This is a genomic window from Halomonas sp. LES1, assembly GCF_031846005.1.
GTDB lineage: Bacteria > Pseudomonadota > Gammaproteobacteria > Pseudomonadales > Halomonadaceae > Halomonas.
On sequence record NZ_JAVRGC010000004.1, the window covers coordinates 200,602 to 220,476 of the forward strand.

Genomic DNA, 19,875 nt, shown 5'->3' on the forward strand with positions numbered 1-19,875 from the left:
CCAGGATGATCAAGGCCCAGGCTCCACTCTACCCCGCCAGATCACGAGGCAACCATCCAGGCAGCCTTACCCGCATCTACATCACGAATACACCACAAACAGCGGCGCCCGCAGAATCTGCGGGCGCCGCCAGGACATGGGACAAACACGCTTAGATGCGAGCCATCGAACCATTCAGCCGGGCACGAGGCGTTATCAGCGACACACCCACGTAGCAGATCGAGGAGACCACGCAGCCCGTCAGCGGCCCGATCAGCCAGCCCACATCGGCGAACAGCATCATGTAGCCGCTGGTACCGAAGCCAGCCAGCATGGCGACCAGTGCGCCCCAGGCAGAGCCCTGCCAGAAGGTGGAGATGAACACCGGACCGATCATGCTCGCCAGCAGCGTGCCGGTGCCGAGGATCCCCAGCCAGGAGAGCATGAAGGGCGGCGCGTAGAGCATCATCAGCAGGGCGACGACACCGAGAGCCACGACGGCCAGGCGATTGACCCACAGCACCAGCCGCTGGCTATGGACAAGATCCTTGAACAGGGCAAGTCGCAGGTCATGGGAGGTCGCCGAGGCCACGGTATGCAGCAGCGAGTTCGCGGTGGACTTCATGGCGAACAGGATAAACAGGGTGATAAAGCCCTGAAGTGCCGGATGCATGAAGTGTTCGAGATAGGCCGGCATGGCATTGTCAGGATCGGCCAGTTCCGGCATCTGCGCCCGCATATAGAGACCCACGATTGGCACCAGGCTCAGCAGGGCCCCGATGATCGCCACATACACACCCGCCTTGTGCAGCTTGACCTCCGGCTTGAAGGCCAGGAAGCGTATCGCCATGAACGGGAGGACCGCGGCAAACAGGAAGGCATAGGGCAGTACCAGGAACACCGTCGCCGGGCTGTCGCCATAATGGGCCCCGGTGCTAGGATTCAGAAGCTCGGGGTCGATCGCATCGAGCGAGGCCTCCCAGGCGCCCAGGTCTATCGAGGTGAAGATCTGTATCATGATGATGACGGCGGCGACCGACATGCCGCAGACCATCACGGTATCGGTCCAGGCCACCGCGGCGAGGCCGCCCAGCATGGTGTAGAGGATGATGACGCCGACCATCAGCAGGGCGCTCTGGGTCAGCTCGATGCCCAGCCAGCTGGCTCCCAGCAGGCCAACGGCCTTGATCTGACTGGTCAGGAACACCAGCAGCAGCAGGATGGTGATAAGCGCCGCAACCCCCTGCACGAGCCGGCCCATGGTGCCGCCGCCGTGAATCTGGGCGATATACTCGGGAATGGTGTTGCTGCCCATGTCGATGGCCTTGCGCTGCAAAAAGCTCGCGAAATAGAGTACGGCGATCATCATCGCCGGGGCGAAGAAGAAGTTCCCCAGCACCTCGATGGCGCCGAACTGATAGGTAACACCCGGTGAACCCATGAATCCCCAGCCACTGAAGCCGGTGGCGACGATGGTACTGGCGCCGACGAAGGCCCCCAGTGAACGCCCGGCAACGAGAAAGCCTCCTTCATCGCCCTTCTTCATCATCCTGGACGAGAGAAACCCCAGGTAGATCATCAGGCCGAAGGTGAGGAACAGAAGTCCCCAGTTGAACAGCTTGTAGGAATCCATGATTACCGCCTCGCTGATCCATTGGTGGACTTTCTTTTCAGCTCTCTCCGCAGATAGGCGGCGCCGGCATGGACCAGCATGTAGAGTGTCAGTATCAGGAAGGTGGTCAACACCCAGGAATCCATATGCTTGTACCTCTTGTTGTTGGTGTGGCAGCAGCGTTGCGGTGTTTTCGTTTTTGCACCTTCAAGGTATTTTCCGTACATGGAAGGCGCCAATTTGTATACTCAATACACACATCAGATATCGAAATGGGCCAATAATGACTAATATACCCACCGACCTGTTGAGGACCTTCGTCACCATCAAGGATCTCGGTGGCTTTACCAGCGCTGGCGAGCTACTGGGCCGATCACAACCCGCCATCAGCCTCCAGATCAAGAAGCTGGAGGAGATCCTCGGCACCAAGATCTTCCTCAGAGGTTCCAGCCTGGAGCTCACCGAGGATGGGGAGTATCTCTACAAGGCAGCCAGGCAGATACTGGAGATAAATGACCAGGTCATCGCCAAGGTGAGGGGCGAGAATATCTCGGGCAAGGTCCGCCTGGGGATTCCCAACGACTTCGAGCTGGCCTTCCTGCCCAAGGCGCTACGAAAACTGTCGCGCGTCTATCCCAATATCATCGTCGAGGTCGACTGCGAGATCAGCAAGGTCATCCTCCAGCGCTACCAGAAGGGGCACTACGATATCGCCATGGCCATGGAGCGCGAGAAGGAGAATGAAGACAGGGATTCTCGTGACTACCGCCTGGAAAAGCTCGAGTGGGTCTTCAGGGAGGATCATCTGGTCAGCGGCGCCGATAGCCCTCTCCCCCTGATTGCCTACCCCCAAGGGTGCGTCTATCGCTCGATCATGGAAGAGTCACTGCAGAGCCAGGCACACCCCTATCGTTTCATGTATACCAGCACCAGCCTGCTGGGCATCTTCTCTGCCGTGGAGGAGGGACTCGGCATCACCGCGATGGCAAGCTCCGTCATTCCCGACCACCTCAAGCATGCCGTCAACACGGATTCGCTCCCTGACCTGGAGCGCGTCTGCATCGGCCTTTACTACAAGGAACCGGAGTTGAATATCGCCTCCCGCCATGTACTCGATTTCCTGAGGACGGGAATCGCCAATATCTAGTCCGCCACGAAACCACAGAAGGCAGGCGGCCCGACAGGCGATCGTTATCGCTGTCGGGCCACCTGCCTTCTGCTAAAGGCTACCCACCACCCTATCGCCAAGCGAGCTTATTGAGAGGTGTGATGGGTAGTCGGGTATCAGGAGCTCGACACCCCGGGTTTCATTTCGCCGGCGGATACCGTTCGGACATTCCCCTCCTCGCTGACCTTGAGCTCCACATTGGGATCGGGGTCGTTGACCACCTTCTCCAGCTCCCTGGTCGCCCTGTCGCGACTGCGCAGGCGACGTATGGTGTTCACGATCATCAGGATGATCACGATGGAGAAGGGGAAGGCACCGATGATGGTTCCGGTCTGGACCGTATCGACCACCCCACTGCCCCCGAGGGTGAGCAGTACCGTCGCCACCGCGCCAATGCTGAGCACCAGGACCACGCGAAACCAGGCGCCTGCACGCTTCGGTGCGGAAACGAAGTCCGCCAGAGCATAGGTGCCGGCATCCAGCGATGTCACGTAGTAGGTCGCCACCAGTACCGTCGCCACCACCAGCAGCAAGCTGCCGATCACCGGTATGGATTCCAGCATCGCGAACAGCCCGCTGGCGACATCCGCATTCACCGCATCGGAGATGCCACGGCCACTCTTGTCGTCGTAATAGATCGCTGCGGAACCGAGAACGCCGATCCAGAGCATGACGATAAAGGAGGGAATGATGGTGACACCGATGACGAACTCACGCAGCGTACGACCCCGCGAGATCCTGGCGATAAAGCCGGCCACGAAGGGGGAGAAGGCAATCACCCAGCACCAGATGAAGACGGTCCACCAGCCATTCCAGCTCTGCTGCCAGGAGGTCAGCGGCTCGGCCGTGCTCGGCGCATCGGTCCAGAAGCTCATGGAAACGAAGTTCGCGAAGTAGGAGCCGAAGGTCTGGGTGATATTGGAGATGATGAACAGCGTCGGGCCGAAGATGAAGGCGGCCACCACCAGCACGACACTCAGGATCGAGTTCGTCTCACTGATCAGGCGCATCCCCTTGCTGATGCCGAAGAAGGCCGAGATCGCCGCGGCGGTACCCAGGCCCACGATGACAAACAGCCAGATGGTGGGCCCCGAGGTCACACCGGTGAATGACGTGAGACCCGCGGTGAACTGCATTGCCGCAAAGGCAAAGGAGGTAGAGAGCCCCAGGATGGTTGCCATGATCGCCAGCAGCTCGACGACCACGCCGGCACCGCCACGCGCCCAGCGCGGCAGCAGATCCACCGTCGCCTCGCGGAAGGTCAGGGTCTTGCCCAGATTGTGGTGCGAGTAGGCGAGACATACCGCCACGACGCAGTACATGGCCCAGGCGGTGAAGCCCCAGTGGAAATAGGCCCAGACGATACCACCGCCCGCCACATTGCCTTCCATTGCCTCGAAGACGGGGCTGGAGTCACGCAGCATGATGGGCTCGGCCACCGACCAGAAGATCAGGCCGATCCCCTGACCACAGGCAAACAGCATCGAGTACCAGGCGAAGTTACTGTATTCGGGCTTTGCCTTGGGGCCGCCCAGCCTGACCCGGCTTCCGACCTTGCTGAACACCAGCCAGCCGCATACCGCGACGGCAAAGAGCGAATAGAGGATAAACAGCCAGGTGAAGCCACCCGTGACATAGGTCCTCATGTCGAAGATGACCGAAGCCACGCCATCGGGGTTACCCAGCACCATCAGGATCAACGCAATGATGGCGATGGGAGGCGCAAACTGGATGACCAGTCGCCCGAAGGGGGGAAGGTCTCGTCCCGTGAACCGTGGGATCGTGACCGGTTCTTTATCTGACATCTTGATACCTCGCTATTATTGTACTTGGCATCATCCCTGACATCTCAGGGCCCCGAGGGTAATTCGAAGCCCATGACAGTGAATCAGTTCAAGTGAGATACGATTCCCGATATACACTCCTCAAGGATCATTTCTCCCTTCTCCGGCGTCGAATTGAGCGGAGAAGACAGGGTCCCGGATGGTGCAACCCAGGAAGGGTCGGGGGGGAAGACATCGTAGGGAGGGAAGGTGGCCGGCTCCACGTCGACGGCCTTCGACATGTCGACGAGCTCGGGGTGAAGCTTGAGCATGATCGACGTCTCCAGCACACCGCCATGCTCAACGGCCCAGCCTGTGAAGCCGTCAGGGAACACCTTCTCGATGGTCTCCTCGCTGATGAAGTCCCAGTAGGAGAGCAGATAGATCTTGATCGAAATACCTTCGCCCTTGCACTTGTTGACCAGCCTGTCGGCGGCCTCGCAGAGGTACATGGAGTTCTCGAAGTGGCCATTTATCAGGATGAATTCTCGATTTCCATGGTTGACATAGGCCTGAAGCACATCGAAAACATAATTCTCAAGCGAAGCGCCCGACACGCAGGTCGTGCCGGGAAAAAAGTTGCCTCCCCCGGATTTCACCTGTGACTTGTATCCATAGCTGATGGCGGGCGCTACCAGCATATTGTTGCTTCTTTCCGCCACTTTCTCGCCAATATGACTGGGAATCAGCACATCGGGATTGAGCGACATATGAGGCCCATGCTGCTCGATGGCCCCCACCGGGAGAATGATTCTGCACTGACCATTTTCCGTCAGCGACTTGTAGGTTACCCAGTCAAGGTTCTCTATCTTGACACTGCTCATCTCGTCTCTCCCCGCACGCTATCGTCAAGAAGGGGGAGCAGAGCTCCCCCTTTTCGTTAAAACTTTACTTGATGATATTGTGCTCCGGGCCATACGGGAAGCCGGTAATATTGTCGGCCCCATGCTCGTTGACCACCAGGATGTCGTGCTCGCGATAGCCACCGGCACCCGGCAGACCCTCCGGTACGGTGATCATCGGCTCCATGGAGACCACCATGTTGGGCTCGATCACGGTCTCGATGTCCTCGCGCAGCTCCAGACCCGCCTCGCGGCCGTAGTAGTGGCTCAGGGTGCCGAAGGAGTGGCCGTAACCGAAGGTGCGGTACTTGAGCAGGTCGTGCTTGGCGAAGATCTCGTTGAGCTCATGGGCGATGTCACAGCAACGCACGCCGGGCTTGATCAGCTCCTGACCACGGCGATGAACCTCGCAGTTCACCTCCCACAGTCGCAGGTGCTCGTCGGAGGCATGGCCGAGGAACATGGTGCGCTCCAGGGCGGTGTAATAGCCGGAGATCATCGGGAAGGTGTTCAGGCTGAGGATATCGCCGGGCTGCACGCGGCGGCTGGTCACCGGGTTGTGGGCACCGTCGGTGTTGATACCGGACTGGAACCACACCCAGGTATCCATCAGCTCGCTGTTGGGATAGGTCTTGGCGATCTCGCGCACCATGGCGGCCTGACCGGCCAGCGACACCTCGTACTCCGGCACGCCGGCGTAGATGGCATCGCGCACGGCAACGCCGCCCACGTCGGCGACACGAGCGCCCTGGCGAATCAGCGCGATCTCCTCGTCGGACTTGACCATGCGCATCTGCATGGTGGGCACGCCGGCATCGACCAGCTCGACATCACCCAGCGCATCGACCAGCTTCTGCTTGTTCTGCAGCGTCATGTGATCGTACTCGACGCCGACGCGACGCTTGCCTTCGCAGAGCTGCTTGACGGCCTTGAAGAAGTTGTCCTTCTGCCAGTCGGTATAGACGATGTTGTCGCCCAGACGATTGCGGCGATAGGGTTGGCCACCGTCGATGTTGGCGGTCACGGTGGTGAAGCTGTCCTGGGTCACCACCAGGCCGTAGTCACGGCCGAACTTGCAGTAGACGAAGTCACTGAAGTAGTTGATGTTGTGATAGGAGGTCAGCACGACAGCCTCGACCTCGTTCTTCGCCATGTACTCGCGCAGGCGAGCGAGGCGCCCCTTCATCTCGTTATCGGAGAACGTCGGTACCACCTTCTCGCCGTTGGGGATCTCGATCAGTGACGGCAGTTGCATCTTGTTATCTCCTCTTGTGTCAACGGAATCGTCATACCAGCCAGGCGTTTCCGGCCTCTGATGCCGGTATCGGGACGCCCCTCGCTTGCCATGTAGTACGGGTTACTGCTGGTAGGAATGACTATGGCCAGACACCTTCCGTTGCACCAATGACTAGTGCAAATGCCCCCATTGGCGAGCGAAATACGTTTTATATTCAGATAGTTGACGAAAGAAAAGGGATCAGGGAACTGCTATTGAGAGCCCTGCCGGCGTGCCTCCCGCGGGGAGTGGCCATAGCGCTCGCTGAACGCCCGCGAAAAGCTGGATGCGGAGGAGAAGCCACAGGCCAGACCGATGGCGAGTACATCCATGTCGGTCTCGATCAGCAGGTGCTGGGCACGCTCCAGGCGCAGGCCCAGGTACCAGCTCCGCGGCGTGGTGGCGAGGTGGCGTTCGAAGAGGCGCTGCAGCTGTCGCAAGGAGACACCGCAGCGGTGGGCGATATCCGCCACCGACAGGGGAGCTTCCAGGTGACGCTCCATCAGCGCTACCGCCTCCACCAGGCGACGGTTATGGGTCCCCAGGCGTCGCGCCAGGGTCATCCGCTGCTGATCGCCGCGACTGCGCAACCGTTCGTGGATCAGCTGCTCGGAGACATCGATGGCCAGCCGCGTACCGTGGCGCCGGGCGATCACCGCCAGGGCCATGTCCATGGCCGCGGCCCCGCCGGCACAGGAGAAGCGCCGCTCGCCGAGCTCGAACAACTCATCGGAGGTGGGGATGGCGGGGAAGCGCTCATGGAAGACGGGCAGGCTCTCCCAGTGCAGGGTGACCCGCTCGCCCTTCAGCAGGCCGGCGGCGGCGAGCAGGAAACAGCCGGTATCCAGCCCCCCCAGGGCACCCCCGGCCTGGTCGAGCCGATGCAGCCATGCCATCAACGGACGACCGAGGTAGGCCTCGGGCTCGAAGCCGCTACATACCGCCAGGGAGGGAAGATGGTGAACCTCGTCGATGGCGCAGTCGACGAGCAGGGTCATGTCGTTACTGGCGGTGACCGGCTCGCCATCGACGCTGATCAGCGTCCAGTCGAACAGTGGCCGACCGCTGATGCGGTTGGCGATACGCAGCGGCTCCACCGCGGCGAAGAACGCCATCATCGAGAACTGCGGCAGCAGCAGAAACCCCACCTGCTCGGGCAACGGGCCCGTGTACTCCAGTCGCACGCTCTCCCCTCTCGTCAGCCGCCGATTCTCTCATTCGCCACCCCTCTCACCTGCCGCAATGCCTAGCCGCCCTTCTGGATTGGGCTTACTCGTCGACCACCATCAGATCGCGCATCTTCTGCTCATCGAGCACGGTCAGCCGCTGACGATCGATATTGATGGCGCCGCTGTCGCGCAGCTTGCCCAGCAGCCGAGAGAGGGTTTCCGGGGTCACCGCCAGCTGGGCGGCCAGCCAGCGCTTGGGAATGGTCAGGCGGACCACCCGCGGCTCATTGCTTCGCCCCGATGGTAGCTGGCGCAGGATATAGCTGACCAGCCGCGACATGGCATCGCCCTGGGTCAGCAGCGCCATGTCCTCGAGGCGGTCGGTAAGCTCCAGCGCCAGGCGACTCATGAACTCGGCGCGACATTCGGGGTGGCGATCCATGGCCTCGCGGCAGCGCTCGGCGGGGATCGACAGCACATGGGTTCGGCGCAGTGCCTCGGAGGAGTAGAGATAGACGCCCTCTCGGGAGACCATGCTCAGCTCACCCAGGGTGCCCCCTCGCTCCACGCAGCGGATGGTGGCCAACCGACCGTCGCCGGCACCGCGCACCAGCCGTACCGCCCCGCTGATCACGATATGCAGCCACTCGGCAGGGGTGTCCTGGCGAAACAGCCACTCGCGGCTGGCCAGGGTACGCGGCTCGCAATCCTCGAGCAGCGCCTCGACCTCCGCGTCGGAGAGCGCACCGAGCCACGGCACACCGCGGACCAGATCACGCAGCTGGCGCGGCTTGAACAGCAGGTCAGCGGCCGAACTGGGCGGCTGGGCAGTATCCATAGGCATGGTGTTCCTCCACATCGGTATCCGCGTCGACCAGCAGGTAGCCATGGGCCTGGCTGGCGGCACTCAGCATATGCGACCCCTGCCCACCGGCCAGCTGCGCCACCGGTGTGCCGGAACTCCAGTCGATCACGACACGCAGCAATTCGCGGCGCCCGCACGGGCCACGTCGTGTAAAGCCGGCCTTGACCGGGAAGCGTTGCAGCGGCGGCGGCGTCATGCCCTGGCGCCCCTGCAGCAGCGGCAGGGCGAGGAATTGCCACCCCACCAGCGAGGCCACGGGATTGCCCGGCAGGGCGACCAGCGGTGTGCCGGCGTCGAGAGATTCGCCAAGAAAGCCCAGGGCGAAGGGCTTGCCAGGCTTGATCCCCACCCCATGAAAGACGATGCCCCCCAGCCGCTCGATGGCCGGGCGCACATGATCCTCCTCGCCCACCGATACACCACCGCTACAGACTACCAGATCGGCCTCGTCGCGGGCCCGCTCCAGGGCTCGATGCAGCTCATGAGGATCATCCAGAACCACCCCGATATCGATCAGCTCGATGCCCTGGTGGGCCATCAGCGCCTTGAGCATCGCGCGGTTGCTGTCGAAGACCTGGCCCGGGGCACGCGGCTGGCCCGGCTCGATCAGCTCGTCGCCGGTGGAGAGCAGCGCGACCCTCACCCGGCGCCTCACCGTTACCTCGGCGATGCCATGACTGGCCAGCAGGGCTATCGCGGCGGCCTCGAGACGAGTGTTCGAGGCGAGCAGCGGTGTGCCGACACGACTCTCCTCGCCCTGGCGGCGGATATTGCCCCCCGGAGAGAGGCCTCCCTCGACATGCACCCGGCCCTCGGCATCCAGACGCACCTTCTCCTGTGGCACCACGGCATCGGCACCGATGGGTACCGGGGCGCCGGTGAAGATACGCGCGCAGCCTCCCTCGGGGAGGTGCATCACGCCGGCACCGGCGGGGACGCGCTGGATGACCGGCAGGCCACGGGGGGTCAGCTCGGCCAGCCGCAGGGCATAGCCGTCCATGGCGCTGTTATCGACGCCGGGCAGATCCTGGGCGGCGGCGACCGCCTCACCCAACACACGCCCCTCGGCCTCCTCCAGTGCCACCCGCTCGAGCCCTGCCACCGGACGGGCCGCGGCGGCCATGCGCTCACGCGCGTCGAACAGGTCCACCAGCCCCGGGGTGATCACCTCCGCACAGCCGCAGTTCATGCGCCAATCTCCTCGCCGCTTTGCGTCTCGCTCAGCGCCTCGCCAGGCGCCGTCTCGGGCTGGCGGCTGGCACAACTCGAAGCACGTGGCAGCACCATGGCCACGAAGTTGCAGGGCCGGGTACGGGCATCGAGCTGTTCGAGCAGGATGCCGTCCCAGGCGGTGGCACAGGCCCTGGGCGAACCGGGCATGGCAAACACCAGGGTGCGGTCGATCAGCCCCGCCACGGCGCGGGACTGAATGGTGGAGGTGCCGATCGTGGCCAGCGACAGATGGCGGAACAGCTCGCCGTAGCCATCGACCGCCTTGTCGAACAGCGGGGCCAGTGCCTCGGGGGTGGTATCGCGGGTGGTAAAACCGGTGCCGCCGTTGACCAGCACCACCTGAATGTCATCGCGTACCACCCACTTCGAGACCACTGCCCGAATGCGGTAGATATTGTCGGACACGATGCAGCGCTCCACCAGGGTATGGCCGGCATCGGTCAGGCGCGCGGAAAGCAGATCACCGCTGCCATCCTCCGCGAAGCCGCGGGTGTCCGAGACGGTCAGCACGGCGATGCCGAGAGGGGCAAAGGGTGTATTGGCAGAAACATGGGACATGAGGGCCTCCTTTCCGGCCATGGTGCGGCGGAGCGGGGTGGGGGGGAAGTGACGGGCATCAAGAAAGCGCAAGATCCTGCCGCCCGGTGGAGCGACAGGATCTCGAGGGAGGGGTTTACTGCATCAGGGCGCTGCCGCTCTCGTCGTCGAGGCTGACGCCTTCGACGCCGATCTCCGCCTTAAGCGCCATCAGATAGTGGCGCAGGGCGCGGCGGGTGGACTGCTCGCGCAGGCTGTGGCGCACATGCTCGGCCACCTCTTCATAGGGGCGCTCTCGCCCCCCCTGGCGAGCATCGATGCTGACCACATGCCAGCCGTAGCGCGAGGCGAGCGGCCGATCATGGAGCCCTTCGGGCAGGCGATGCAGGGCATCGTCGAGCTCGGCCACGGTCTGGCCCGGGGCCAGCCAGCCCAGCTCGCCGCCCTCCTCCTTCGAGGGACAGGCGGAGTGACGCTGGGCAAACTCGGTAAAGCGCTCGGGATGCTCGCCCAGCTCCTTGACGAGCTTCTCGCCCAGACGATAGCCGGCATCCCGGGCCTCGGCATCATCCGGCGCCGCAGCCAGCAGGATATGGCGAACCTGCAGCCGCGTCGGCTCACTGAAGCGCTCGGCGTGGGTGGCGTGGAAGCGCCGGCAGTCCTCCTCCGAGGGCTCGGGCACGTCCAGCTCCTGCTCCAGCAGGGCGGCGATGATGGCATCATCCTCGTCGAGGTCCGTACCGTCGGCATCGGCCAGGCCCAGGGCGGCGGCGCGCTGGCGGAGCAGCTCGCGCACCACCAGGGCACGGGCGGCCTTGAGCTGGGCGGTACCGGCGCTGTCCGCCGGGTGGTACTGCATCTCCTGGGCGATGTCGGCCTCCGCGATGGTGGCCTCGCCGACCCGGATGGGAGGGGGGCTCGCGCCCCCGGGAATCATCTCGATATCGATCTTTTGCATGCTTTTTTTCCTCGAAACCGTTTCAGCCCCGCTTGCGCACCAGCTGGTAACGACGGGTCACGTAGCCGAAGGGCACGCTCCACACATGGACCAGGCGCGAGAAGGGGAACAGCAGAATGATGGTCATCCCCAGGAAGATATGAATCTTGTAGATCCAGGAGACCTCGGCCATGTAGTCCGCCGCGCCGCCGCTGAAGAAGATGATCGACTGTGCCCAGCTGGAGAGAGTCAGCATCATCGCGCCATCCAGATGACCCAACGAGAAGATGACGGTGACCAGGCCCAGGAACGCCTGGAAGACGATCAGGCCGAGAATCACGGTGTCCATGAGGCTCGAGGAGGCCTTGACCCGCGGATTGGTGATCCGGCGATGCAGCAGCATGGCCCCACCCACGAGGCAGGCGATGCCTGCTGCCCCGCCGACGATGATGGCGATCAGCTGCTTGGTGCCGGCGTGCAGGAAGGGCGCGTAGACCCAGTGCGGGGTCAGCATGCCGAACAGGTGGCCGAAGAAGATCACGATGATGCCGACATGGAAGAGATTGCTGGCCAGACGCATGTTCTTCGAGGTGAGCATCTGGCTCGAGCCGGTCTTCCAGGTGTATTGCCCATGGTCGTAACGCAGCAGGCTGCCGACCAGGAACACCGTACCGGCCAGATACGGATAGTAGCCGTAGATCAGGTGTTGCAGATATTCGGAAAACATGGTGATTCTCCTTAACGGTCGGTCGGGCCGCGGTCGGCGGCGCTACTCGCGGCACTGCCGGGCAGGATTCGAACGGGGTCGCTGGGCACAGCCTTCTTGCGCTCGGCCAGCCGGCGCCCCTCGGCGGACTGCAGGGCACAATCCTGGTCGGAATCGGCGGTGAAGCGTACCGCCTCCTCTTCCCACACCTCGTCCAGGGCCTCGGCGGTGTAGTCGGGCGCCTCCTCCTTCGCCGTCTGGCGATGGGCGGCGACGTCATCATCGGCACCGATCAGCGCCAGCAGCGCCAGGGGCACCAGGGCATAATCGGCCTCACGCTCCTCGAGACGCGCGGTCAGCAGCGCCAGGATATGGCGGATCTCGCCCAGCCAGCGGCCGATCTCGGCCTCGGATCGGGTGGAGAGATACTCCAGAAACAGCGGCAGATAGTCCGGCAGCTCATGGGCGTCGAGCTCGAAGCCCGCGGCCCGGTACTCGGCCATCAGATCGACCATCGCCTGGCCGCGGTCGCGGGACTCGCCATGCACATGCTCGAAGAGCAGCAGCGAGGTATTGCGACCGCGATCGAACAGCGCCACATACTCCGCCTGGAGCTCCATGATGTCGGCCTCCAGGAGACGCTGGCACCAATCCATCAGGGCGGTGCGTCGCGCCGCCGACAGGCGGCGCTCGGCATCGAGGATCTCGATCATCTCCGGGGCGGCGGCCTGGAGCTCCTCGGTGGGGTAGTCCAGCAGCCGGGCCAGCACGCGCAGGCTCAGCATGTCTGCCACCGGCTCCATCTGTTGTACGGCTTCAGCCATGACGGGCCTCCTCGGTTTGCTTGTCGCTCCGGCCACCGCTCTGTGCTTTTTCTTGAGAGCCGGGATCGAAGGTGTCGACCGGTTTCACCAGGGTGGCGGTGGTCTTGCGCCCGCCGAACAGGCTCTCGCTGCTGTCGCCGTGGCAGCCATCGCCGAAGCTGAAGCCGCAGCCGCCACGCTCCGGGAAGGCCTCGGTCGCCATCTCGCGATGGCTGGTGGGGATCACGAAGCGATCCTCGTAGTTGGCGATGGCCAGGTAGCGGTACATCTCTTCCACCTGCTGCACGGTCAGGCCGACGCCCTCCAGCACTTCGGTGTTGGCCTGGCCCTCCACATGCTTGCCGCGCATATAGAGGCGCATGGCCATCAGGCGCTTGAGCGCCAGCACCACGGGTTCCTCCTCACCGGCGGTCAGCATGTTGGCCAGGTACTTCACCGGAATGCGCAGCGACTCGATCCTGGGCATCACACCGTCGAACTCGACCTTGCCGGCCTCGGCGGCGGACTGGATCGGTGACAGCGGCGGCACGTACCAGACCATCGGCAGGGTGCGATACTCGGGGTGCAGCGGCAGCGCCAGCCCCCAGTCCATGGCCATCTTGTAGACGGGCGAGGCCTGGGCGGCCTTGATCACGTTATCGGTGATGCCATCCTTCCTCGCCTGGGCGATCACTTCCGGGTCGTTGGGATCCAGGAAGATCTCGCACTGACGATGATAGAGGTCGCGCACGTCCGGCGAACTGGCGACCTCCTCGATGCGGTCGGCATCGTAGAGCAGCACGCCGAGGTAGCGAATGCGGCCCACACAGGTCTCGGAGCAGACCGTCGGCTGGCCGGCCTCGATGCGTGGGTAGCAGAAGATGCACTTCTCGGACTTGCCGGTCTTCCAGTTGTAGTAGATCTTCTTGTAGGGACAGCCGGAGATGCACATCCGCCAGCCCCGGCACTTGTCCTGGTCGATCAGGACGATGCCGTCCTCCTCGCGCTTGTAGATGGCCCCGGAGGGGCAGCTCGCCACGCAGGTCGGATTCAGGCAGTGCTCGCACAGGCGCGGCAGATACATCATGAAGGTGTTCTCGAACTGGCCGTAGATATCGGCCTGCACCTTCTCGAAGTTCATGTCCTTGCGCCGCTTGGCGAACTCGGTGCCGAGTATCTCCTCCCAGTTGGGCCCCCATTCGATCTTGTTCATGCGCTGGCCGGAGATCAGCGAGCGCGGACGCGCGGTGGGCTGGTGCTCACCCTGCTTGGCGGTGTGCAGATGCTCGTAGTCGAAGGTGAACGGCTCGTAGTAGTCGTCGATCTCCGGCAGGTCGGGGTTGGCGAAGATATTCGCCAGCACCCGCCACTTGCCGCCGATGCGCGGCTCGATCTTGCCGTCCTTGCGGCGCATCCAGCCGCCCTTCCACTTGCCCTGGTTCTCCCACTCCTTGGGATAACCGATGCCGGGCTTGGTCTCGACGTTGTTGAACCAGGCGTACTCCACCCCTTCGCGACTGGTCCAGACGTTCTTGCAGGTCACCGAGCAGGTGTGGCAGCCGATGCACTTGTCGAGGTTGAGGACCATGCCTACCTGGGAACGAATCTTCATTTCACGGCCTCCTGCTCGTAATCGTTGCCTTCACCGTCCAGCCAGTCGATCTTCTTCATCTTGCGCACGATAACGAACTCATCGCGGTTGGAACCGACGGTGCCGTAGTAGTTGAAGCTGTAGGAGAGCTGCGCGTAGCCACCGATCATATGGGTCGGCTTGGGACACACGCGCGTCACCGAGTTGTGGATGCCGCCGCGGGTGCCGGTCATCTCGGAGCCCGGCATGTTCAGGATCCGCTCCTGGGCGTGGTACATCATCGCCATGCCGTTCTTGACTCGCTGGCTGACCACCGCCCGGGCCGAGATGGCGCCGTTGGCGTTGTAGAGCTCGATCCAGTCGTTGTCCTCGACGCCGATGGATTTCGCATCGTCCTCGGACATCCAGACGATCGGGCCGCCCCGCGACAGGGTCTGCATCAGCAGGTTGTCGCTGTAGGTGGAGTGGATGCCCCACTTCTGGTGCGGGGTGATCCAGTTCAGCGCGATCTCCGGGTTACCGTTGCTCTTGTTTTCTGCAAAACCGTGCTCGGCCACGCTTACCGCCGCCTTGGTGTCGATGGGCGGACGATAGACCAGCAGGCTCTCGCCGAAGGCGCGCATCCAGGGGTGGTCCTGGTAGAACTGCTGGCGACCGCTCACCGTGCGCCACGGGATCAGCTCATGCACGTTGGTGTAACCGGCGTTGTAGGAGACGTGCTCGTCCTCCAGTCCGGACCAGGTGGGGCTTGAGATGATCTTGCGCGGCTGGGCGACGATGTCGCGGAAGCGGATCTTCTCGTCCTCCTTGGGATGCGCCAGGTGGGTATGATTCCGCCCGGTGATCCTGGAGAGCGCGTCCCAGGCCTTCACCGCCACCTGGCCGTTGGTCTCCGGCGCCAGGGTCAGGATCATCTCGGCGGCATCGACGGCGCTGTCTAGGCGCGGACGGCCCTTGTGCGGCCCCTCGGTCTTGCGGTGGTTGAGCTTGCCGAGCAGGTCCACTTCGGACTCGGTCTTCCAGCTGATCCCCTTGCCGCCGTTGCCGATGCTCTCGAGCAGCGGGCCGATGGAGGTGAAGCGCTCATAGGTCTCGGGGTAGTTGCGCTTGACCTCGATCAGCGCCGGCATGGTCTTGCCGGGGATGGGCTCGCACTCGCCCTTCTTCCAGTCCTTCACATCGACCTGAGCCAGCTCGGCCGGGGAGTCGTGCTGATGCGGCAGGGTGACCAGGTCGGTCTCCTCGCCCAGATGCCCCTCGGCGGCCGCGGAGAAGGACCTGGCGATGCCCTTGAATATCTCCCAGTCGCTGCGCGACTCCCACGCCGGGTCGGTGGCCGCGGTCAGCGGGTGGATGAAGGGGTGCATGTCGGAGGTGTTGAGGTCGTCCTTCTCGTACCAGGTCGCCGTGGGCAGCACGACATCCGAGTAGAGGCAGGTGGTGGACATGCGGAAGTCCAGGGTCACCAGCAGGTCGACCTTGCCCTCGGGGGCATCGTCATGCCACTTGACCTCTTCCGGCTTCTGGCCGCCGAAGTCGCCCAGGTCCTTGCCCTGGATACCGTGACGGGTGCCCAGCAGGTACTTGAGCATGTACTCGTGGCCCTTGCCGGAGCTGCCCAGCAGGTTGGAGCGCCAGATGAACATGTTGCGCGGGAAGTTCTGGGGGTTGTCCGGATCCTCAGCGGCGAAGGCGAGCTTGCCCTCCTTGAGCTGCTGGACGGCGTAGTCCTGGGTGGACATGCCGGCGGCCTCGGCGGCCGCGGCCAGGCGCAGCGGGTTGGTGCCCAGCTGAGGCGCGGAAGGCAGCCAGCCCATGCGCTCGGCGCGCACGTTGAAGTCGATCAGGCTGCCGGGGTAGTCCTCGGCCTTGGCCAGCGGCGACAGGATCTCCTTGATCTCGAGCTTCTCGTAGCGCCACTGGGAGGAGTGGTTGTAAAAGAAGGAGGTACCGTTCATGTGCCGCGGCGGACGCTGCCAGTCGAGGCCGAAGGCCAGCGGGGTCCAGCCGGTCTGCGGGCGCAGCTTCTCCTGCCCGACATAGTGGGACCAGCCACCGCCGCTCTGCCCGATGCAGCCACACATGACCAACATGTTGATCAGGCCACGGTAGTTCATGTCCATGTGGTACCAGTGGTTCATGCCGGCACCGACGATGATCATGCTGCGACCCTGGGTCTTGTCGGCATTCTCGGCGAACTCACGGGCGATACGAGTGGCCTGCTCGGCGGGCACGCCGGTGATCTTCTCCTGCCAGGCCGGGGTGTAGGGCTTCACCTCGTCCAGGGAGGTGGCGCCGTCATCCTCGCCAAACCCGCGGTCGATGCCGTAGTTGGCACACATCAGGTCGAACACGGTGACCGCCAGCGCCTCGGAGCCGTCGGCCTTCTTCAGGCGCTTGACGGGCAGGCTGTGGAACAGCAGCTCGTCGCTGGCGCCGCCGCTCTTGACGTGATCGAAGTGTTCGTGAGCGATGCCGCCGAAGTAGGGGAAGGCGACCTTCGCCACCTCGTCATGCCTGTCGGCCAGGGTCAGCAGCGGCTTGATCTCGGTGCCTTCGGCGTCCAGCGGCTCGAGGTTCCACTTGCCCACCTCGTCGCCGGTCTCGCCCCAGCGGAAGCCGATGGAGCCCCGCGGGACCACCAGCTGGTCGCGAGCCTCGTCCCACGCCACGGTCTTCCACTCGGGGTTGTTGTCCTGGCCCAGGCTCGCCTCGAAGTCGCTGGCGCGCATCTGGCGGCCCGGCGCATAGCTGCCGTCCTCGCGAGCCTCGAGCTCGACCAGGAACGGCATGTCGGTATAGCGCCGTACATAGTCGGTGAAGTAGCTGCTGCTCTTCTCGAGGTGGAACTCCTTGAGGATCACATGGCCCATGGCCATGGCCAGGGCGGCATCGGTGCCCTGCTTGGCGGAGAGCCACTCATCGGTGAGCTTGGAGACCTCGGCGTAGTCCGGGGTGACCGAGACGGTCTTGGTCCCCTTGTAGCGCACCTCGGTGAAGAAGTGGGCGTCCGGGGTCCGCGTCTGCGGCACGTTGGAGCCCCAGGCGATGATGTAGCCGGAGTTGTACCAGTCGGCAGATTCGGGCACGTCGGTCTGCTCGCCCCAGGTCTGGGGGCTGGCCGGGGGCAGGTCGCAGTACCAGTCATAGAACGACAGGCAGACACCGCCGATCAGCGACAGGTAGCGGGCACCGGAGGCGTAGCTGACCATGGACATGGCGGGAATCGGCGAGAAGCCGATGATGCGATCCGGGCCGTACTGCTTGGTGGTATAGACGTTGGAGGCGCCGATCAGCTGGTTAAGCTCGTTCCAGTCGGCGCGCACGAAGCCGCCCATGCCGCGGGCACGCTTGTACTGCTTGGCCTTGGCCGGGTCCTCGACGATGGAGGCCCAGGCCTCGACCGGGTCCTTCTTCTCCTCCAGCGCCTGGCGCCACAGCTTGAGCAGCGGCTTGCGGATCAGCGGATACTTGAGACGGTTGGCGCTGTACATGTACCAGGAGTAGCTGGCACCGCGCGGACAGCCCCGCGGCTCGTGGTTGGGCAGATCGGGCCGGGTGCGCGGATAGTCGGTCTGCTGGGTCTCCCAGGTGACCAGGCCATTCTTGACGTAGATCTTCCAGCTGCAGGATCCGGTGCAGTTCACGCCGTGGGTGGAGCGCACGATCTTGTCGTGCTGCCAGCGCTGCCGGTAGCCGTTCTCCCAGCCGCGGGACTCGTCGCGCAGCTCGCCGTGATCATTGGCGAAGGGCTCGCGGGCCTTGCGGAAGAAGTTCAGCCGATCGATGAAGTGACTCATGGTCGCTCTCCAGGCTCCTGAAAAAGAGGTGTGACCTCGCGGGGCCACTCGGTCAGCCTGGATCGAGTGCGCCTCATGCGCGGACCAGGCCGGTGACATGCAGGCAATTCTGGGTGATCGACGCGACGATTACTGCCCGGTTACCTCCATATACCGCCTCCCTACCACCAAGGAGATAGAGGCCCGTCATGGGCGAGGTATCGCCTTTATCGGGTCCCTTTTCGCCCCGCGCCGCTGACGTGATCCCAGAGCATCACCAGCATGCACACCACCAGCGACGCGTAGAGAAACATGAACCCCGCGGTGCGGATGCCTACCCAGTGATTGCCCAGGGCGAACATCAGCGGCAGCAGAGCGCCAAACAGACCGCCCAGGGTCAGTGCCAGCCCACCCACCAGCGCCAGCTGACTGCCGTGGTCGCGGTGAATCATGCGCATCAGACTGCCCTGGCCCACCCCCATGATCAGCCCCATGGCGACCAGCAGCGTCAGAAAGCCCCATAACGGCGCGGCATAGTGCAGCGTCAGCACCCGTCCCACCCCCTCGATCTGCATGGTGAAGGGGGGGTAGGAGAGCAGGAACAGGCAGACCAGCACGAAGGCGCTGACCCACCAGCGCAGGGCGCGAAAGTCGTGGGCATCCCCCCAGGCGCCGCCTGCCACCTGACCCAGCCCCACCGCCAGCGGGAAGGGCAGTGCCAGCAGCGCGGCACTCCGCAACTCCAGGCCGTACTGGGCACCGAGGTAGCCCGGCAGCCACAGCGACAGCGCCACGAAGGCGCCATAGAAGAAGCTGTAGACCACCGCCAGTCGCCAGGGTCGCCAGTGTCGCAGGGCCTCGAGCCAGCCCGGCCGCGCGCTCCTCGTCATGACGTCATCATCGATCTCGCCCGAATCGGCCGGGGGATCCGGATCATCGGCGAACAGCCACAACAGCGCCGCCACCGCCAGCACCGGCAGCAGATAGAGCAGGGGAGCACTGCGCCAGCCATAGGCCTGGCTGATCAGCGGCAGCAGCAGATAGCTGAGCCCGGCCCCCACCATCCCGGCACCATAGAGCCCCAGCGCCAGGCCGGCATGCCGCCGCGGTGACAGCTCGGCCACATAGACCAGTCCCGCCGCCAGCGAGCCGGCCCCCAGCCCCAGTCCGGCGCCGGCGAGCAGGAAGTGCAGATAGGTGCTGGAGTGGGCCACCGCCCACAGGAAGGGACAGATCAGCAGCAGGCAGGCGATCATCACTCGCCGCCCCCCGTGACGCCGGGCCAGGGCTGCCATGGGGAGCGCCGCGAGCGCCCCGGTCAGCATGGGGGTGGCCAGCATGAGCGCGAAGCCGAGCTCGCCCAGCCCCAGCATGGCGCGCAGCTCCAGCCCCAGCACCGCGAAGATGGTCCAGCTGGCGAACACCAGCGCAAAGGCCAGCGGCGACAGCAGGACCACCACCAGGGGGCGGTAGCCGACGACGGCATCGCGCTCGGAGACGTGGGGCATCACAGGGCCAGGGGGCGATGGAGTGTGATCAAAGTCTGTGTAGAGCC

At 63.9% G+C, this 19,875-nt stretch carries 15 protein-coding genes; 1 reads left to right on the top strand and 14 read right to left on the bottom strand.

What is annotated here, in order from left to right; all coding sequences use genetic code 11:
• Window positions 1-151: 151 nt before the first annotated feature.
• Window positions 152-1,612 carry a sodium:solute symporter family transporter gene (locus RM463_RS11250; RefSeq protein ID WP_311430083.1) on the bottom strand — a complete coding sequence of 487 codons (1,461 nt, stop codon included), beginning with the start codon at window positions 1,610-1,612 and terminating at the stop codon, window positions 152-154.
• A gap of 262 nt (window positions 1,613-1,874) precedes the next feature.
• On the opposite strand from RM463_RS11250, the gene RM463_RS11255 reads away from it, so the two are divergent.
• Entirely contained in the window at window positions 1,875-2,738 is an 864-nt protein-coding gene (locus RM463_RS11255; RefSeq protein ID WP_311430084.1) for a LysR family transcriptional regulator, read from the top strand.
• A gap of 137 nt (window positions 2,739-2,875) precedes the next feature.
• On the opposite strand, the gene RM463_RS11260 is transcribed toward RM463_RS11255, so the two are convergent.
• From RM463_RS11260 to RM463_RS11320, 13 genes are all read right to left on the bottom strand, one after another.
• Window positions 2,876-4,564 carry a BCCT family transporter gene (locus RM463_RS11260; protein WP_311430085.1) on the bottom strand — a complete coding sequence of 563 codons (1,689 nt, stop codon included), beginning with the start codon at window positions 4,562-4,564 and terminating at the stop codon, window positions 2,876-2,878.
• Between the two features lie 83 nt (window positions 4,565-4,647).
• Window positions 4,648-5,406 carry a creatininase gene (locus RM463_RS11265; protein WP_311430086.1) on the bottom strand — a complete coding sequence of 253 codons (759 nt, stop codon included), beginning with the start codon at window positions 5,404-5,406 and terminating at the stop codon, window positions 4,648-4,650.
• Between the two features lie 64 nt (window positions 5,407-5,470).
• Entirely contained in the window at window positions 5,471-6,679 is a 1,209-nt protein-coding gene (locus tag RM463_RS11270; RefSeq protein ID WP_311430087.1) for a M24 family metallopeptidase, read from the bottom strand.
• Between the two features lie 233 nt (window positions 6,680-6,912).
• Window positions 6,913-7,884, bottom strand: a complete 972-nt coding sequence (locus RM463_RS11275) for a GlxA family transcriptional regulator (RefSeq protein ID WP_311430088.1) — start codon at window positions 7,882-7,884, stop codon at window positions 6,913-6,915.
• An 85-nt stretch (window positions 7,885-7,969) separates the two neighbouring features.
• Window positions 7,970-8,713, bottom strand: a complete 744-nt coding sequence (locus RM463_RS11280) for a Crp/Fnr family transcriptional regulator (protein WP_311430089.1) — start codon at window positions 8,711-8,713, stop codon at window positions 7,970-7,972.
• Complete coding sequence (glp, locus tag RM463_RS11285; protein ID WP_311430090.1) at window positions 8,673-9,923, bottom strand: gephyrin-like molybdotransferase Glp; 1,251 nt, start codon at window positions 9,921-9,923, stop codon at window positions 8,673-8,675. The genes RM463_RS11280 and glp overlap by 41 nt, the downstream gene beginning before the upstream one ends.
• Window positions 9,920-10,525, bottom strand: coding sequence for a molybdenum cofactor biosynthesis protein B (gene moaB / locus RM463_RS11290; RefSeq protein ID WP_311430091.1), 606 nt, complete (start codon window positions 10,523-10,525; stop codon window positions 9,920-9,922). The genes glp and moaB overlap by 4 nt, the downstream gene beginning before the upstream one ends.
• Before the next feature lie 115 nt (window positions 10,526-10,640).
• Window positions 10,641-11,462, bottom strand: coding sequence for a peptidylprolyl isomerase (locus RM463_RS11295; RefSeq protein WP_311430092.1), 822 nt, complete (start codon window positions 11,460-11,462; stop codon window positions 10,641-10,643).
• A 22-nt stretch (window positions 11,463-11,484) separates the two neighbouring features.
• Entirely contained in the window at window positions 11,485-12,168 is a 684-nt protein-coding gene (narI, locus tag RM463_RS11300) for a respiratory nitrate reductase subunit gamma (protein ID WP_299234582.1), read from the bottom strand.
• Window positions 12,169-12,179: 11 nt separating this feature from the next.
• Window positions 12,180-12,971 carry a nitrate reductase molybdenum cofactor assembly chaperone gene (gene narJ / locus RM463_RS11305; RefSeq protein ID WP_311430093.1) on the bottom strand — a complete coding sequence of 264 codons (792 nt, stop codon included), beginning with the start codon at window positions 12,969-12,971 and terminating at the stop codon, window positions 12,180-12,182.
• A complete protein-coding gene (narH, locus tag RM463_RS11310) occupies window positions 12,964-14,562 on the bottom strand; it encodes a nitrate reductase subunit beta (RefSeq protein ID WP_311430094.1) in 1,599 nt (532 codons plus the stop codon). The genes narJ and narH overlap by 8 nt, the downstream gene beginning before the upstream one ends.
• Window positions 14,559-18,341 carry a nitrate reductase subunit alpha gene (locus tag RM463_RS11315; RefSeq protein ID WP_311430095.1) on the bottom strand — a complete coding sequence of 1,261 codons (3,783 nt, stop codon included), beginning with the start codon at window positions 18,339-18,341 and terminating at the stop codon, window positions 14,559-14,561. Before RM463_RS11315 ends, narH begins: the two co-directional genes overlap by 4 nt.
• 206 nt (window positions 18,342-18,547) lie before the next feature.
• A complete protein-coding gene (locus RM463_RS11320) occupies window positions 18,548-19,828 on the bottom strand; it encodes an MFS transporter (protein ID WP_311430096.1) in 1,281 nt (426 codons plus the stop codon).
• Window positions 19,829-19,875 lie beyond the last annotated feature (47 nt).